The sequence below is a fragment of the Kitasatospora dryopteridis genome (assembly GCF_050749075.1).
Classification (GTDB): Bacteria; Actinomycetota; Actinomycetes; order Streptomycetales; family Streptomycetaceae; genus Kitasatospora.
The window spans coordinates 5,316,851-5,332,751 of sequence record NZ_CP192749.1 but is presented as its reverse complement, the minus strand read 5'-3'; the positions used below and the strand labels follow the sequence as shown (position 1 = coordinate 5,332,751).

General features: G+C 67.0%; 9 protein-coding genes and 2 rRNA genes. All 11 read right to left on the bottom strand.

The annotated features are described in order from the left end of the window. Window positions 1–2: 2 nt before the first annotated feature. Window positions 3–3,108: ribosomal RNA gene (locus ACQ614_RS24180) — 23S ribosomal RNA — on the bottom strand. Window positions 3,109–3,384: 276 nt separating this feature from the next. Next, window positions 3,385–4,899: ribosomal RNA gene (locus tag ACQ614_RS24175) — 16S ribosomal RNA — on the bottom strand. The 16S and 23S rRNA genes sit together here, the layout of an rRNA operon. A 625-nt stretch (window positions 4,900–5,524) precedes the next feature. Further along, window positions 5,525–7,063 (bottom strand): CoA-acylating methylmalonate-semialdehyde dehydrogenase, encoded by a 1,539-nt coding sequence (locus tag ACQ614_RS24170; RefSeq protein WP_431680741.1) that lies wholly within the window; start codon window positions 7,061–7,063, stop codon window positions 5,525–5,527. Window positions 7,064–7,235: 172 nt separating this feature from the next. Continuing rightward, window positions 7,236–7,922, bottom strand: coding sequence for a hypothetical protein (locus tag ACQ614_RS24165; protein WP_431680740.1), 687 nt, complete (start codon window positions 7,920–7,922; stop codon window positions 7,236–7,238). Window positions 7,923–8,022: 100 nt separating this feature from the next. Beyond that, on the bottom strand, window positions 8,023–8,469 hold the full coding sequence (locus tag ACQ614_RS24160; RefSeq protein ID WP_431680739.1) for a hypothetical protein: 447 nt from the start codon (window positions 8,467–8,469) through the stop codon (window positions 8,023–8,025). 161 nt (window positions 8,470–8,630) lie between these two features. Next, window positions 8,631–10,025 carry an NAD(P)/FAD-dependent oxidoreductase gene (locus ACQ614_RS24155; RefSeq protein ID WP_431680738.1) on the bottom strand — a complete coding sequence of 465 codons (1,395 nt, stop codon included), beginning with the start codon at window positions 10,023–10,025 and terminating at the stop codon, window positions 8,631–8,633. A 69-nt stretch (window positions 10,026–10,094) separates the two neighbouring features. Continuing rightward, the gene (locus ACQ614_RS24150) at window positions 10,095–10,898 is read right to left on the bottom strand and encodes an ABC transporter permease (protein WP_431680737.1); all 804 of its coding nucleotides are present in this window, start codon (window positions 10,896–10,898) and stop codon (window positions 10,095–10,097) included. After that, a complete protein-coding gene (locus ACQ614_RS24145) occupies window positions 10,898–11,824 on the bottom strand; it encodes an ABC transporter permease (protein ID WP_431680735.1) in 927 nt (308 codons plus the stop codon). The genes ACQ614_RS24150 and ACQ614_RS24145 overlap by 1 nt, the downstream gene beginning before the upstream one ends. Further along, a complete protein-coding gene (locus ACQ614_RS24140) occupies window positions 11,821–12,990 on the bottom strand; it encodes an ABC transporter ATP-binding protein (protein ID WP_431680733.1) in 1,170 nt (389 codons plus the stop codon). Before ACQ614_RS24140 ends, ACQ614_RS24145 begins: the two co-directional genes overlap by 4 nt. A gap of 43 nt (window positions 12,991–13,033) precedes the next feature. Then, window positions 13,034–14,290 (bottom strand): polyamine ABC transporter substrate-binding protein, encoded by a 1,257-nt coding sequence (locus ACQ614_RS24135; RefSeq protein WP_431680732.1) that lies wholly within the window; start codon window positions 14,288–14,290, stop codon window positions 13,034–13,036. A gap of 49 nt (window positions 14,291–14,339) precedes the next feature. Then, complete coding sequence (locus tag ACQ614_RS24130; protein ID WP_431680731.1) at window positions 14,340–15,857, bottom strand: gamma-aminobutyraldehyde dehydrogenase; 1,518 nt, start codon at window positions 15,855–15,857, stop codon at window positions 14,340–14,342. Window positions 15,858–15,901 lie beyond the last annotated feature (44 nt).

Here is a 15,901-nt window from a genome sequence, read left to right as displayed (position 1 = left end):
CTGAGGACAAGCCCTCGGCCTATTAGTACCGGTCAACTCCACCCCTCACGGGGCTTCCATATCCGGCCTATCAACCCAGTCGTCTACTGGGAGCCTTACCCTCTCCAGGAGGTGGGAGTGCTCATCTCGAAGCAGGCTTCCCGCTTAGATGCTTTCAGCGGTTATCCCTCCCGAACGTAGCCAACCAGCCATGCCCTTGGCAGGACAACTGGCACACCAGAGGTTCGTCCGTCCCGGTCCTCTCGTACTAGGGACAGCCCTTCTCAACACTCCTACGCGCACAGCGGATAGGGACCGAACTGTCTCACGACGTTCTAAACCCAGCTCGCGTACCGCTTTAATGGGCGAACAGCCCAACCCTTGGGACCTACTCCAGCCCCAGGATGCGACGAGCCGACATCGAGGTGCCAAACCATCCCGTCGATATGGACTCTTGGGGAAGATCAGCCTGTTATCCCCGGGGTACCTTTTATCCGTTGAGCGACGGCGCTTCCACAAGCCACCGCCGGATCACTAGTCCCTACTTTCGTACCTGCTCGACCCGTCAGTCTCACAGTCAAGCTCCCTTGTGCACTTACACTCAACACCTGATTGCCAACCAGGCTGAGGGAACCTTTGGGCGCCTCCGTTACCCTTTAGGAGGCAACCGCCCCAGTTAAACTACCCACCAGACACTGTCCCTGATCCGGATCACGGACCCAGGTTAGACATCCAGCACGACCAGAGTGGTATTTCAACGTCGACTCCACAACAACTGGCGTTGCTGCTTCAAAGTCTCCCACCTATCCTACACAAGCCGAACCGAACACCAATATCAAGCTATAGTAAAGGTCCCGGGGTCTTTCCGTCCTGCTGCGCGAAACGAGCATCTTTACTCGTAATGCAATTTCACCGGGCCTGTGGTTGAGACAGTCGAGAAGTCGTTACGCCATTCGTGCAGGTCGGAACTTACCCGACAAGGAATTTCGCTACCTTAGGATGGTTATAGTTACCACCGCCGTTTACTGGCGCTTAAGTTCTCAGCTTCGCCCGACCGAAATCGGACTAACCGGTCCCCTTAACGTTCCAGCACCGGGCAGGCGTCAGTCCGTATACATCGCCTTACGGCTTCGCACGGACCTGTGTTTTTAGTAAACAGTCGCTTCTCGCTGGTCTCTGCGGCCACCCCCAGCTCGGAGTGCAAGACTCGTCACCGGGGCTGGCCCCCCTTCTCCCGAAGTTACGGGGGCATTTTGCCGAGTTCCTTAACCACAGTTCACCCGAACGCCTCGGTATTCTCTACCTGACCACCTGAGTCGGTTTGGGGTACGGGCCGCCATGAAACTCGCTAGAGGCTTTTCTCGACAGCATAGGATCATCCACTTCACCACAATCGGCTCGGCATCGGGTCTCAGACTATGTGTCACGCGGATTTGCCTACGTGACGTCCTACACCCTTACCCCGGGACAACCACCGCCCGGGCTGGACTACCTTCCTGCGTCACCCCATCGCTCACCTACTACCACCTTGGGCCGCCGGCTCCACCACTCCCCTTCACCCGAAGGATCCGGGGCGGCTTCACGGGCTTAGCATCAGAGGGTTCAGCGTTGGCGCTTCACAGCGGGTACGGGAATATCAACCCGTTGTCCATCGACTACGCCTGTCGGCCTCGCCTTAGGTCCCGACTTACCCTGGGCAGATCAGCTTGACCCAGGAACCCTTGGTCAATCGGCGCAAGAGTTTCCCACTCTTGTATCGCTACTCATGCCTGCATTCTCACTCGTGAACCGTCCACGACTCGATTCCTCGGCCGCTTCACCCGGCACACGACGCTCCCCTACCCATCCACAGCGCCGTTGGGCGTATTCTGTGAATGACACGACTTCGGTGGTGTGCTTGAGCCCCGCTACATTGTCGGCGCGGAATCACTTGACCAGTGAGCTATTACGCACTCTTTCAAGGGTGGCTGCTTCTAAGCCAACCTCCTGGTTGTCTCTGCGACTCCACATCCTTTCCCACTTAGCACACGCTTGGGGACCTTAGTCGGTGTTCTGGGCTGTTTCCCTCTCGACCATGGAGCTTATCCCCCACAGTCTCACTGCCGCGCTCTCACTTACCGGCATTCGGAGTTTGGCTAAGGTCAGTAACCCGGTGAGGCCCATCGCCTATCCAGTGCTCTACCTCCGGCAAGAAACACGCGACGCTGCACCTAAATGCATTTCGGGGAGAACCAGCTATCACGGAGTTTGATTGGCCTTTCACCCCTAACCACAGGTCATCCCCCAGGTTTTCAACCCTGGTGGGTTCGGTCCTCCACACGGTCTTACCCGCGCTTCAACCTGCCCATGGCTAGATCACTCCGCTTCGGGTCTTGGGCATGCAACTCGAACGCCCTATTCGGACTCGCTTTCGCTACGGCTACCCCACACGGGTTAACCTCGCTACACACCGCAAACTCGCAGGCTCATTCTTCAAAAGGCACGCAGTCACAGTCCGAAGACTGCCCCCACGGCTTGTAGGCACACGGTTTCAGGTACTATTTCACTCCGCTCCCGCGGTACTTTTCACCATTCCCTCACGGTACTATCCGCTATCGGTCACCAGGGAATATTTAGGCTTAGCGGGTGGTCCCGCCAGATTCACACGGGATTTCTCGGGCCCCGTGCTACTTGGGAAATAGGCAAGCAAGCCGCTGATGTTTCGTCTACGGGGGTCTTACCCTCTACGCCGGACCTTTCGCATGTCCTTCGACTACACCAACGGTTTCTGACTCGCCGACCGGCCGGCAGACCGGTCAAGCCCACTCCCACAACCCCGTCACGGCAACCCCTGCCGGGTCTCACACCATGACGGTTTGGCCTCATCCGGTTTCGCTCGCCACTACTCCCGGAATCACGGTTGTTTTCTCTTCCTGCGGGTACTGAGATGTTTCACTTCCCCGCGTTCCCTCCACATACCCTATGTGTTCAGGTATGGGTGACAGCCCATGACGACTGCCGGGTTTCCCCATTCGGACACCCCCGGATCAAAGCTCGGTTGACAGCTCCCCGGGGCCTATCGCGGCCTCCCACGTCCTTCATCGGTTCCTGGTGCCAAGGCATCCACCGTGCGCCCTTAAAAACTTGGCCACAGATGCTCGCGTCCACTGTGCAGTTCTCAAACAACGACCAGACACCCAAACTCCGACACTGCCAAGCAGCGCCCTCGCATGGGGCCGGCATCCACGAGGAAACCATCGTTCCCTCAGGACCCAACAGCGTGCCCGACCCACCCGGCGGTGATCCACGTTCCACGCCCCGAAGAGCAGTACTGGTGACCCCTTACCGTGTGTGCCGAATAGTCAACGTTCCACCCATGAGCGAGCACTCCGGAACACTCGTCCGAAGCTGCTGTGTGCTCCTTAGAAAGGAGGTGATCCAGCCGCACCTTCCGGTACGGCTACCTTGTTACGACTTCGTCCCAATCGCTGGTCCCACCTTCGACGGCTCCCTCCCAAGGGTTAGGCCACCGGCTTCGGGTGTTACCGACTTTCGTGACGTGACGGGCGGTGTGTACAAGGCCCGGGAACGTATTCACCGCAGCATGCTGATCTGCGATTACTAGCAACTCCAACTTCATGGGGTCGAGTTGCAGACCCCAATCCGAACTGAGACCGGCTTTTTGGGATTCGCTCCGCCTCGCGGCATCGCAGCCCTTTGTACCGGCCATTGTAGCACGTGTGCAGCCCAAGACATAAGGGGCATGATGATTTGACGTCGTCCCCACCTTCCTCCGAGTTGACCCCGGCAGTCTCCTGTGAGTCCCCGACATTACTCGCTGGCAACACAGAACAAGGGTTGCGCTCGTTGCGGGACTTAACCCAACATCTCACGACACGAGCTGACGACAACCATGCACCACCTGTACACCGACCACAAGGGGGCTGATATCTCTACCAGTTTCCGGCGTATGTCAAGCCTTGGTAAGGTTCTTCGCGTTGCGTCGAATTAAGCCACATGCTCCGCTGCTTGTGCGGGCCCCCGTCAATTCCTTTGAGTTTTAGCCTTGCGGCCGTACTCCCCAGGCGGGGAACTTAATGCGTTAGCTGCGGCACCGACGACGTGGAATGTCGCCAACACCTAGTTCCCAACGTTTACGGCGTGGACTACCAGGGTATCTAATCCTGTTCGCTCCCCACGCTTTCGCTCCTCAGCGTCAGTAATGGCCCAGAGATCCGCCTTCGCCACCGGTGTTCCTCCTGATATCTGCGCATTTCACCGCTACACCAGGAATTCCGATCTCCCCTACCACACTCCAGCCTGCCCGTATCGAATGCAGACCCGGGGTTAAGCCCCGGGCTTTCACATCCGACGCGACAGGCCGCCTACGAGCTCTTTACGCCCAATAATTCCGGACAACGCTCGCACCCTACGTATTACCGCGGCTGCTGGCACGTAGTTAGCCGGTGCTTCTTCTGCAGGTACCGTCACTTGCGCTTCTTCCCTGCTGAAAGAGGTTTACAACCCGAAGGCCGTCATCCCTCACGCGGCGTCGCTGCATCAGGCTTTCGCCCATTGTGCAATATTCCCCACTGCTGCCTCCCGTAGGAGTCTGGGCCGTGTCTCAGTCCCAGTGTGGCCGGTCGCCCTCTCAGGCCGGCTACCCGTCGTCGCCTTGGTAGGCCATTACCCCACCAACAAGCTGATAGGCCGCGGGCTCATCCTGCACCGCCGGAGCTTTCCACCCACCCCCATGCAGGGGCGGGTCGTATCCGGTATTAGACCCCGTTTCCAGGGCTTGTCCCAGAGTGCAGGGCAGATTGCCCACGTGTTACTCACCCGTTCGCCACTGATCCACCCCGAAGGGCTTCACCGTTCGACTTGCATGTGTTAAGCACGCCGCCAGCGTTCGTCCTGAGCCAGGATCAAACTCTCCGTGAATGATGACCCGTTATCGGGTGCACACTCGCGTTGAGCGGCACGGCAACCACCGGAATAGGGTGATCCCGCGCACTGCGTCCTCGCTGTGTTATTTCCAAAGGAATCTCCAACCGATCCGCGAAGGACCGGCCGGGGATGTCAACATATCTGGCGTTGACTTTTGGCACGCTGTTGAGTTCTCAAGGAACGGACACTTCCTTCGGACCGCCTTCCAGCGGACCCTCCGGGCGTTTCGCTCTTTCGTGTTTCCAGCTTATCAGACCCGAGTCAGTGCTCTTCGCCGACCTGCTTTCTCCACCGCTTTGCCGGAACCGGCCCTGCGGCCCGTCCGACGTTTCAAACCTTAGCCGATCCCCGCTCCGAGAAGCGAATCGGCCGCGATCCGAATGCAATTCCTATAAACAGGCACGCCGAATTCGCGCAGGGACGCGACAAGGCGCGACCCAGCCCGAGCCGGGAAGTGGTGTTTCAAGGGATTGGCCGCCCCGGGACCGTCCGCGCAGACGCGTGTCCGGTGCTCCCTGCCGAGCGACCAGTGAACACTACGCCGAACGGGGAGCGGATGCAAACGAACCGGCCGGACCCTGGGGAAAAGGGTCCGGCCGGAAGTCGGTGCGGTGCGGGCTCAGCTGTTGGTGGGGAAGCCCAGGTTGATGCCGCCGTGCGACGGGTCGAGCCAGCGCTGGGTCACGACCTTGCCGCGGGTGAAGAACTGGACGCCGTCGGGGCCATAGGCGTGGGCGTCGCCGAAGAGCGAGGCCTTCCAGCCACCGAAGGAGTAGTAGGCGACGGGGACGGGGATCGGCACGTTGATGCCGACCATGCCGACCTCCACCTCGTTCTGGAAGCGCCGGGCGGCGCCGCCGTCGTTGGTGAAGATGGCCGTGCCGTTGCCGTACGGGTTGGCATTGATGAGGGCGAGGCCCTCCTCGTAGGTGGAGACCCGGACGACGGACAGGACGGGGCCGAAGATCTCGTCGCTGTAGACGGACATGCCGGGCTTGACGTGGTCGAACAGCGTCGGGCCGAGCCAGAAACCGTCCGTGGTCGGGGCGCCGTTGACGTCCTCGGCGGCGATCGCGTGCTTGCGGCCGTCCACGGTCAGCTCGGCGCCGTCGGCGAGGCCGGACTCGACGTACGAGGTCACCTTGTCGCGGTGCTGGCCGGTGACCAGGGGGCCCATCTCGGAGTCGCCGTTGCAGCCGGGGCCCACCTTGAGGGTGGAGATCCGGGACTTGATCTTCTCGACCAGCTCGTCGCCGATCGGGTCGACGGCGACCAGGACGGAGACCGCCATGCAGCGCTCGCCGGCCGCACCGAAGCCGGCGTTGACCGCGGCGTCGGCGCTGAGGTCGAGGTCGGCGTCCGGCAGCACCAGCATGTGGTTCTTCGCGCCGCCGAGCGCCTGGACGCGCTTGCCGTAGCGGGTGCCGGTCTCGTAGACGTAGCGGGCGATCGGGGTGGAGCCGACGAAGCTGACCGACTTGATGTCGGGGTGCTCCAGCAGGCGGTCGACCGCGGCCTTGTCGCCGTGCACGACGTTGAACACGCCGTCCGGCAGGCCGGCCTCCTTCCACAGCTCGGCGAGGAAGTTGGCGGCGGACGGGTCCTTCTCGGACGGCTTCAGCACCACCGTGTTGCCCGTCGCGATAGCGATCGGGAAGAACCACATCGGCACCATGGCCGGGAAGTTGAACGGCGAGATGATCGCGACCGGGCCGAGCGGCTGGCGGATCGAGTAGACGTCGATGCCGGTGGACGCCTGCTCCGAGAAGCCGCCCTTGGACAGCTGCGGGATGCCGCAGGCGTACTCCACGACCTCCAGGCCGCGGGCCAGCTCGCCGAGGGCGTCCGAGTGCACCTTGCCGTGCTCGGAGACGATGATCGACGCCAGCTCGTCCTTGCGGGCGTTGAACAGCTCGCGGAAGCGGAAGAGCACCTGGGTGCGCTTGGCCACCGACGAGCGCCGCCACTCGGCGAACGCCGAGGCCGCGGCTGCCACGGCCTGGTCGACCTCCGCGATCTCGGCGAAGTCGACCTGGCCCGACACCTGTCCGGTGGCCGGGTCGAAGATGTCACCGCGACGGGGCGCGGCGCCGGCGGTGGCGACGGGGGCGCCGCCGATCCAGTGGGTGACGTGCTTGTACGGGCTGGGCTTGCTCAAGGTCGTCTGCCTCCGAAGTCCCGTGCGGTGTGTGGGCCGCCGGTACCTGTGTACGGCGCCGCCCGGCTCCGGCCGGGCGGCGGGATCACGGGGCTCCCGCGCTCGTAATCCAGTCTGCGGACCCGATCGGCCAGCCTCAACGAGCAGCATGACGGGGAACCGAGATTCACCCTTACAGGTCGTCGGGCTGCTCCGCTTCGGCGTCCTCCAGGTACGGGTCGTGCAGCCCGTCGTCCCCCTCGCGCACCTCCAGCAGGTCCAGCCGGAGGTCCTGCGCCCACGCCTGGGCCCAGGCCGAGCGGACCGCGGCGTCCGGGTGGACCAGGTCCGCGGCCGCCTCCAACCGGTCGGCGAGCACCGCCGGCTGGAAGTCCTCGTCCAGGGCGCGGGCCAGGGCCAGCAGCTCGCCCTCGCTGAACGACTCCCTGAGCGCGTGCAGTGCGAAGAGGTCCTCGGGCAGGGCCCGGTCGCACAGGCGCAGCACGGCCAGGGCGGCGGCGTCCGGCAGCGCGACGACCGGGACGGGTGTGCCGGGGATCAGCACGGCGGGGTGGCGCAGCGGCTCCTTGCGGAGTTCGACCGGGCAGGGTGTGCCGGTGAGCTGGATCTGCCGCGGGGTTCCGCTCTGGAGGGTGACGCGGTGGCCGGCGGCGCGGAAGTGTTCGGCGAGGCCGGCGGCGATGTCGGCGAGCGGCGGGCCGTCGGCGGTGACGAGGACGAGTCCGCCGGAGCGGGCGGTGCGGAGGCCGTGGGCGGCGAGCGCGTCGGGTCCGGCGAGGGCGAGGGCGTACCGGAGGCAGAGCGGTTGTGCGGTCTCCAGCAGCCGGAGGCGGTCCTCGGCGAGTGCGCTTGCGGTCATGGGTCCAGTCTGGCGCGGAACGGTGCGGCGGTGGCCGTACGACGGGCGCCGATCGGTCGGGCGCGGCGGGGCAGGGCAGGTGGCGGGGCAGGGCGGTGGTTCACGGGAGGCCGGGGAGGCGGGCGGCGGCATCGTGCAGGGCGAGTTCCAGGCGGCGGGGGTCGACGAGGCGGCCGGTGCCGTCCGGGGGGACGAGCCAGGTGAGGCCGTGGCCGGGGGCGTCGGGGTGGGGGACGGCGAGGCGGCTGCCGTGGCCGAGGGTGCGGATGCCGGAGCCGATCCAGCTGTCGGCGGTGCCGGTGGGGACGAGGAAGGCGACGGTGCCGGCGGTGCGGTCGAGGAGGACGGGGCCCGGGCCGGGGAGGCGGGCGAGGGCGTCGAGGGCGGGGTTGCCGAGGGTGGCGGGAGTGAGGAGGGCGTCCCACTGGCGGCCGGTCGGGAGGACGGCGGGTCGGCGGCCGGTGCGTTCCCAGTCGCGGAGGAAGGTGTACGGGTCGGGGGCGGCCTGGGCGAGCCACTGGGCGGCGGTGCGTTCGGCGGGCGGCATCGGGTTTCTCCTGGGGCGCGGTCGGGACGCTCACCGGGGAGAGGGCGGTGGGGGCCGGCTCTTACACGGTTGCGGGGGTGAATGTGCGGGGGGTGGATGCGCCGTGGGGCGCACCCGGCCGGGGTGGCCGGGTGCGCCCCACGGGCGGTGCGGGTCGTCGGTCAGCTGTCGAAGCCGAGGCCGAGGCGGTCGAGGGTGCGCAGCCAGATGTTGCGGTGGCCGCCGCGCCGGTCGGCGCGGTCGAGGGACCAGCGGGTGAGTTCGATGCCGGCCCAGCGGACGGGTTCGGGCGGGAAGGGCAGTGGCTTCTTGCGGACCATCTCCAGGTCGGTGCGTTCGGTGCGTTCGCCGGAGAGGAGGTCGAGCATCACTTCGGCGCCGAAGCGGGTGGCGCCGACGCCGAGGCCGGTGAAGCCGACGGCGTAGGCGACGCGGCCGCGGTGGGCGGTGTCGAAGAAGGCGGAGAAGCGGCTGCAGGTGTCGATGGCGCCGCCCCAGGCGTGGGTGAAGCGGAGGCCTTCGAGCTGGGGGAAGGTTTCGAAGAACTGGCGGGCGAGGGTGCGGAAGGTCTCGGGCCGCTGGTCGTGTTCGGCGCGGACCTTGCCGCCGTAGTGGTAGATGGCGTCGTAGCCGCCCCAGAGGATGCGGTTGTCGGCGGAGAGCCGGAAGTAGTGGAACTGGTTGGCGCTGTCGCCGAGGCCCTGGCGGCCGCGCCAGCCGATGGCGGCCATCTGGGCGTCGTTGAGGGGTTCGGTCATCAGGGCGTAGTCGTATACCGGGACGACGTAGGGCCGGACGCGCTTGAGCAGGGACGGGAAGACGTTGGTGCCGAGTGCGACGCGGCGGGCGAAGACCCGGCCGTAGGGGGTGCGGACGGCCATGCCGCTGCCGTACTCGGCGAGGGTGAGGGCCTTGGTGCGCTCGTAGATGCGGACGCCCTGGGCGAGGCAGGCCTCCTTGAGGCCCCAGGCGAGTTTGGCGGGGTGGAGCATGGCGACGCCGTCGCGGTCCCAGAGGCCGCCGAGGAAGGTGGGCGAGTCGACCTCGCTGCGGACCTGGTCGGCGTCGAGGACGGTGATGTCGAGGCCGTACCGGGTGACGGCCTCGGCGACCTCGTGGAGTTCGTCGAGCTGGTGGGGCTGGGTGGCGACGTCGATCTCGCCGGTGCGTTCCCATTCGCAGTCGATGCCGTACTGCTTGAGGGAGGTCTCGATGGCGTCGAGGTTGGCCTGGCCGAGCTGTTCGAGACGGGTGAGTTCGGCGGGCCAGCGCTGCAGGCCGTTGCCGAAGCCGTGGGTGAGGCTGGCGGCACAGAATCCGCCGTTGCGCCCGGAGGCCGCCCAGCCCACCTCGTCGGCCTCGACGAGGACGACGTCCTGCGAGGGGTCGCGTTCCTTGGCGAGGAGCGCCGTCCACAGGCCGGAGTAGCCGCCGCCGACGACGAGGAGGTCGCAGGTGGTGTCGCCGACGAGGGCGGGGACGGCCTCCGGCCGGCCCGGATCCTCCAGCCAGAAGGAGGTGGGTTTGACGTCACTGAGCGCACGGGCGGAGTCCATGCCGTATCAGCCGCTTTCGGGTGTCGGTCGGTACTTGTCAGTAGAACGGGGAGGTGGCGCAGGTGGTCATCAGGCGCGCGCCTTCCGGCGGTTGCCGATCCACTGTCCGGTGAAGGTGAGCAGGACGGCGGCGACGAACATCGCCGTGCCGATGACGTTCACCTGGACGGGTATGCCGCGCTGGGAGGCGCCCCAGACGAACATCGGGAAGGTGACGGTCGTGGGGCCGGAGTTGAACTGGGTGATGATGAAGTCGTCGAAGGAGAGCGCGAAGCTGAGCAGCGCGCCGGCGGCGATGCCGGGGGCGGCGAGCGGCAGGGTGATCTTGAGGAAGGTCTGCATCGGGGTGGCGTAGAGGTCCTGGGCGGCCTGTTCGAGGCGCGGGTCCATGCTCATGACGCGGGCCTTGACGGCGGTGACCACGAAGCTGAGGCAGAACATGATGTGCGCGATCAGGATCGTGGTGAAGCCGAACGGGATGCGCATGTTGAGGAAGAGCGTGCCGAGCGAGGCGGCCATCACGACCTCGGGCATGGCCATCGGCAGGAAGATCAGCCCGGTGGTGGCGGAGCGGCCGCGGAAGCGGTAGCGGGCCAGCGCGAAGGCGACCATGGTGCCGAGGATCGTGGCGCCGGCGGTGGCCGCGAGGGCGAGCTGCAGGCTGAGGACGAGCGAGCCGCACATGTCGGCGACGCCGCAGGGGTCCGTCCAGGCGTCGGTGGAGAACTGCGCCCACTCGTAGTTGAACTTGCCGGCGGGCTTGTTGAACGAGAAGGCGAGGACGACGAGGTTGGGCAGGACGAGGTAGGCGAGGGCGAGGATGCCCGCGAGGGTGACCAGGTGCCGGCGGAACCAGCTGAACACACTGCTCATCAGACGAGGTCCTCCGTTCCGGCCTTGCGCATGTAGACCGTCACCACGCCCAGGATCAGGGCCATCAGGATGAAGCTCAGCGCGGCCGCCGTCGGGTAGGCGAGCACGTTGAGGAACTGCTTCTGGATGCCGTTGCCGACCATCTGCTCGTTGGGCGAGCCGAGCAGCTGGGCGTTGATGTAGTCGCCGGAGGCGGGGATGAAGGTGAGCAGGGTGCCGGCGACGACGCCGGGCAGGGAGATCGGGAAGGTCACCTTGCGGAAGGTGGTGAACGGCTTGGCGTACAGGTCGCCGGCGGCCTCGTGGAGGCGGGGGTCGATCCGCTCCAGCGAGGTGTAGAGCGGCAGGATCATGAACGGCAGGAAGTTGTAGGTGAGGCCGCACACCACGGCGAGCGGGGTGGCGAGGACGCGGTGGCCGGCGGTGACGCCGAGGGCGTCGGTGAGGTCGAGGAGGTGCAGGGTGTTGAGCGCGCCGACGACGTAGCCGCCGTCCGAGAGGATGGTCTTCCAGGCCAGGGTGCGGATCAGGAAGCTGGTGAAGAACGGCGCGATCACCAGGACGAGGATGACGTTGCGCCAGCGCTTGCTCGCCTTGAAGGCGATCGTGTAGGCGAGCGGGTAGCCGATGGCCAGGCAGAGCACGGTGGCGGTGGCGGCGTATCCGAAGGACCGCACGAAGTGCCACTTGTACTCGGTGAAGGCGTCCCAGTAGGTGGCGAAGTGCCAGGTGACGCGGAAGCCCTCCTCGAGCGAGCCGGTCTGCAGCGAGGTGGAGGCCTGGTAGACCATCGGCACCGCGAAGAAGACGACCAGCCAGGCGATGCCGGGCAGCAGCAGCCAGTAGGGGACGAGCTTGCGCCGCTGTCGCGGCGGTGCGGCGGGCGCGGCCTCCTGGAGGGGCGCCGCCTCGGTGGTGGTGGTCACGCGTCCTCCTCCGCGGTGCCGGCGTCGATCGCCTGGGAGGCGTCGAGGGCGAAGGAGTGGGCGGGGTTCCAGTGGACCTGGACGGTGGCGCCGGGGACGATGCGGCCGTCGCGCTCCATGTTCTGCTCGAAGACGGCGATGTCCTGGCCGGTGCCGGTGCGGACGGTGTACTGGGTGGAGACGCCGATGAAGCTGGAGTCGACGACGGTGCCGACGAGCCGGTTGCGGTCCTCGGGGACGTCCGCGGAGGAGTGCGCGATGGTGATCTTCTCGGGGCGGACGCCGAGGTGGACCTTGGTGGCGTCGCCGGCGCAGCGGGTGCGGGGCACGGCGAGGCGGGTGCCGCCGGCGCTGAGCAGCAGGTCGTCGCCGGAGTTCCCGGTGACCTCGGCGGGGATGAGGTTGGACTGGCCGAGGAAGTTGGCGACGAAGGTGGTGGCGGGGTTCTCGTACAGGTCGGCGGGGGCGCCGAGCTGTTCGATGCGTCCGGCGTTCATCACGGCGATGGTGTCGGCCATGGTCATGGCCTCTTCCTGGTCGTGGGTGACGTGCACGAAGGTGATGCCGACCTCGGTCTGGATGCGCTTGAGTTCGAGCTGCATCTGGCGGCGGAGTTTGAGGTCGAGGGCACCGAGCGGCTCGTCGAGGAGCAGCACCTGGGGGTGGTTGATGAGGGCGCGGGCGACGGCGACGCGCTGCTGCTGGCCGCCGGAGAGCTGGTGCGGCTTGCGGCGGGCGAGCGGGCCGAGCTCGACCAGCTCCAGCATGTCCTCGACCTGCTTCTTGACGTCCTTCTTGCCGCGGCGGCGCAGGCCGAAGGCGACGTTCTCGTAGATGTCGAGGTGCGGGAAGAGCGCGTAGCTCTGGAAGACGGTGTTGACCGGCCGCTTGTACGGGGGCAGGGCGGTGACGTCCTGGCCGCCGATGAGGACGGTGCCGGTGGTGGGCTCCTCCAGGCCGGCGATCATGCGGAGGGTGGTGGTCTTGCCGCAGCCGGACGCGCCGAGCAGGGCGAAGAAGGAGCCCTGGGGGACGGTCAGGTCGAGGGGGTGGACGGCGGTGGAGCTGCCGTAGGTCTTGCTGATGCCGGTGAGGCGGACGTCGCCGCCGGTGGTCGCCGCGGGGCCGGTGGCCTTCGCGGTGCTGTCGGTCGCCTGGTCGGTCATGGCGTGGGTCCTTCTGTCCGAGGCCGGTGGTGGGGGGCGGTGGTCAGGCGCCGATGAGCTTGGAGAACCGGTCCTCGAAGTCGGTCTCCTCGGCCTCGGTGAGGCTGCGGAAGTTGTGGACCTTGGCGGCCATCTCCGGGGTGGGGATGACGAGCGGGTTGGCGGCGGCGTCGGGGTCGAGCTTGGCGAGTTCGGCCTGGGCGCCGGTGACCGGGGAGACGTAGCCGATGCCCGCGGTGAGCTGGGCTGCTATCTCGGGCCGGTAGTAGAAGTTGATGAGGTGTTCGGCGTTCTTCTTGTGCTGGGCGCGGGCCGGGATCAGCATGTTGTCGGTGGAGGCGACGTAGCCGGCCTCCGGGATGACGAACTCGATGTCGGGGTTGTCGGCCTTCAGCTGGATGAGGTCGCCGCCCCAGGCGACGCAGGCGGCGATGTCGCCGGAGGACAGTTCCTGGCCGTAGTCGTTGCCGGTGAACTTGCGGATCTGCTTGCTGTCGACGCCCTTCTGGAGGCGGGCGATCACGGCGGCGTAGTCGTCGGCGGTGAACTTGGACGGGTCCTTGCCCATGTCGAGCAGGGTCATGCCGATGGTGTCGCGCATCTCCGAGAGGAAGGTGACGCGGCCCTTGAGCTCGGGGTCGTCGAGCAGCTGGGAGACGCTGGTGACGGCCTTCCCCTTGGTGGCCTTCTTGTTGTAGGCGATGACGACCTGGATGCCCGCCCACGGGTAGGAGTAGAGGCGGCCCGGGTCCCAGTCGGGGGCGCGGAAGCGGGCTTCGAGGTTGGTGATGGCGGTGGTGATCGCCGACTGGTCGAGCTTCTGCACCCAGCCGAGGCGGATCAGCCGGGCGGCCATCCAGTCGGTGAGGACCATGATGTCGCGCCCGGTGTCCTGGCCGGCGGCGAGCTGCGGCTTGACCTTGCCGAAGAACTCGACGTTGTCGTTGATGTCCTCGGTGTACTTGACCTTGACGCCGGTGGCGGCGGTGAAGGCCTCCAGGGTGCCGTGCTTCTGCTCGTCCTTGGGGTCGGCGTCGACGTACAGCGGCCAGTTGGAGAAGTTGACGACCTTGTCGGTGTCGGAGAGGTCCTTGGCGGCGTTCGCGGCCTCGCCCGAGGTGCCGCCCGAGCTCTTCGCCGGAGGGATGCCGCAGGCGGCGAGGGTGCTCGCGCCGGCCGCGAGGGCACCGGCGCGGAGCACGGTCCGGCGGCTGAGGGCGGCCCGGCCGCTGGTCAGGCTGCGTTCCCAGGCCTTGCGGACCGGCTCCGGCAGGCCGTCGGTGATCTCGTGGTGCTGCATGCGGGGACACCCTCCTGAAGGGGGCTCGGGCAGTGGGGGACGGACGGGGTTATCGGTCCCCGAAGATCGTGCGGTGCCAGTCCTTGCGGGCGACCGCGGTGGTGTCGTACATGACGTGCTTGACCTGCGTGTACTCGTCGAGGGAGTACTGCGACATGTCCTTGCCGTAGCCGGACGCCTTGTAGCCGCCGTGCGGCATCTCGCTGATGATCGGGATGTGGTCGTTGACCCAGACGCAGCCGGCCGCGATCTCGCGGGTGGCGCGCAGCGAGCGGTGGACGTCGCGGGTCCAGGCGGAGGCGGCGAGGCCGTACGGGGTGTCGTTGGCGAGCCGCAGGCCCTCCTCGTCGCTGTCGAAGGGGAGGACGACGAGGACGGGGCCGAAGATCTCGCCCTGGACGACCTCGCTGTCCTGGGCGGCGCCGGTGATCAGGGTGGGCAGGTGGTAGGCGCCGAGGGTGAGGTCGGTGCCGTCGTGGCCCTTGGTGCCGGTGCTTCCGCCGGTGACGACGGTGGCGCCGTCGCGGCGGGCGCGCTCGACGAAGCCGGCGACCCGGTCGCGGTGGGCGAAGGAGACCAGCGGGCCGAGGTCGGTCTGCGGGTTGCGCGGGTCGCCGAGGCGGACGGCGGCGTACAGGTCGGCGACGCCGGCGACGAAGGCCTCGTAGAGGGGGCGCTGGACGTAGGCGCGGGTGGCGGCGGTGCAGTCCTGGCCGCTGTTGATGAGGGAGGCGGCGACCGCGCCGTGCACGGCGGCCTCCAGGTCGGCGTCGTCGAAGACCACGAACGGGGCCTTGCCGCCGAGTTCGAGGTGGGTGCGCTTGACGGTCGCGGTGGCGAGCTCGGCGACCCGCTTGCCGACGGCGGTGGAGCCGGTGAAGGACACCATCGACACCGCGGGGTGGGAGACCAGGTGCTCGCCGGCGGTGCGGCCGGCGCCGGTGACCACGTTGACGACCCCGTCGGGGATGCCGGCCTCGGTGCAGGCGGCGGCGAACATCAGCGAGGTGAGCGGGGTGAGCTCGGCCGGCTTGAGGACGATGGTGTTGCCGGCGGCGATCGCCGGGAGGATCTTCCAGGCGGCCATCTGCAGCGGGTAGTTCCACGGCGAGATCGAGCCGACCACGCCGATCGCCTCGCGGCGCACGTACGAGGTGTGGTCGCCGGAGTACTCGCCGGCGGCCTTGCCCTCCAGGTTGCGGGCGGCGCCGGCGAAGAAGGCGGTGTTGTCGATGGTGCCGGGCACGTCGAACTCGGTGGAGAGCTTGATCGGCTTGCCGGTCTGCACGGTCTCGACGCGGGCGAACTCCTCGGCGTGGTCGGCGAGGACGCCGGCCAGGCGGCCCAGCGCCTCGGCGCGGGCGCCGGGGGTGGCCCGGGACCATTCGGGGAGTGCGGTGCGGGCCGCGTCGACGGCTGCGTCCACGTCGGCGGGCGAGGCCAGCACGACCTCCTCGACGGTGCTGCCGTCGGCCGGGTTGACCACCCGGAACCGCTCGTCGCCACTCCCCCGGACCACCCGCCCGGCGATGTGCTGCGCGCCGGCGCTGAAGTTGGTCAGGTCCATCTGCTGTCCTCCATGTGCCCGGTGGTTCGGCTTCCGCGCCCTGC

Excerpts from the sequence above, each read along its gene's own strand:
- ACQ614_RS24165 (WP_431680740.1), bottom strand. The coding sequence starts at position 7,922 with ATGACCGCAAGCGCACTCGCCGAGGACCGCCTCCGGCTGCTGGAGACC.
- ACQ614_RS24160 (WP_431680739.1), bottom strand. The coding sequence starts at position 8,469 with ATGCCGCCCGCCGAACGCACCGCCGCCCAGTGGCTCGCCCAGGCCGCC.
- ACQ614_RS24155 (WP_431680738.1), bottom strand. The coding sequence starts at position 10,025 with ATGGACTCCGCCCGTGCGCTCAGTGACGTCAAACCCACCTCCTTCTGG.
- ACQ614_RS24150 (WP_431680737.1), bottom strand. The coding sequence starts at position 10,898 with ATGAGCAGTGTGTTCAGCTGGTTCCGCCGGCACCTGGTCACCCTCGCG.
- ACQ614_RS24140 (WP_431680733.1), bottom strand. The coding sequence starts at position 12,990 with ATGACCGACCAGGCGACCGACAGCACCGCGAAGGCCACCGGCCCCGCG.
- ACQ614_RS24135 (WP_431680732.1), bottom strand. The coding sequence starts at position 14,290 with ATGCAGCACCACGAGATCACCGACGGCCTGCCGGAGCCGGTCCGCAAG.
- ACQ614_RS24130 (WP_431680731.1), bottom strand. The coding sequence starts at position 15,857 with ATGGACCTGACCAACTTCAGCGCCGGCGCGCAGCACATCGCCGGGCGG.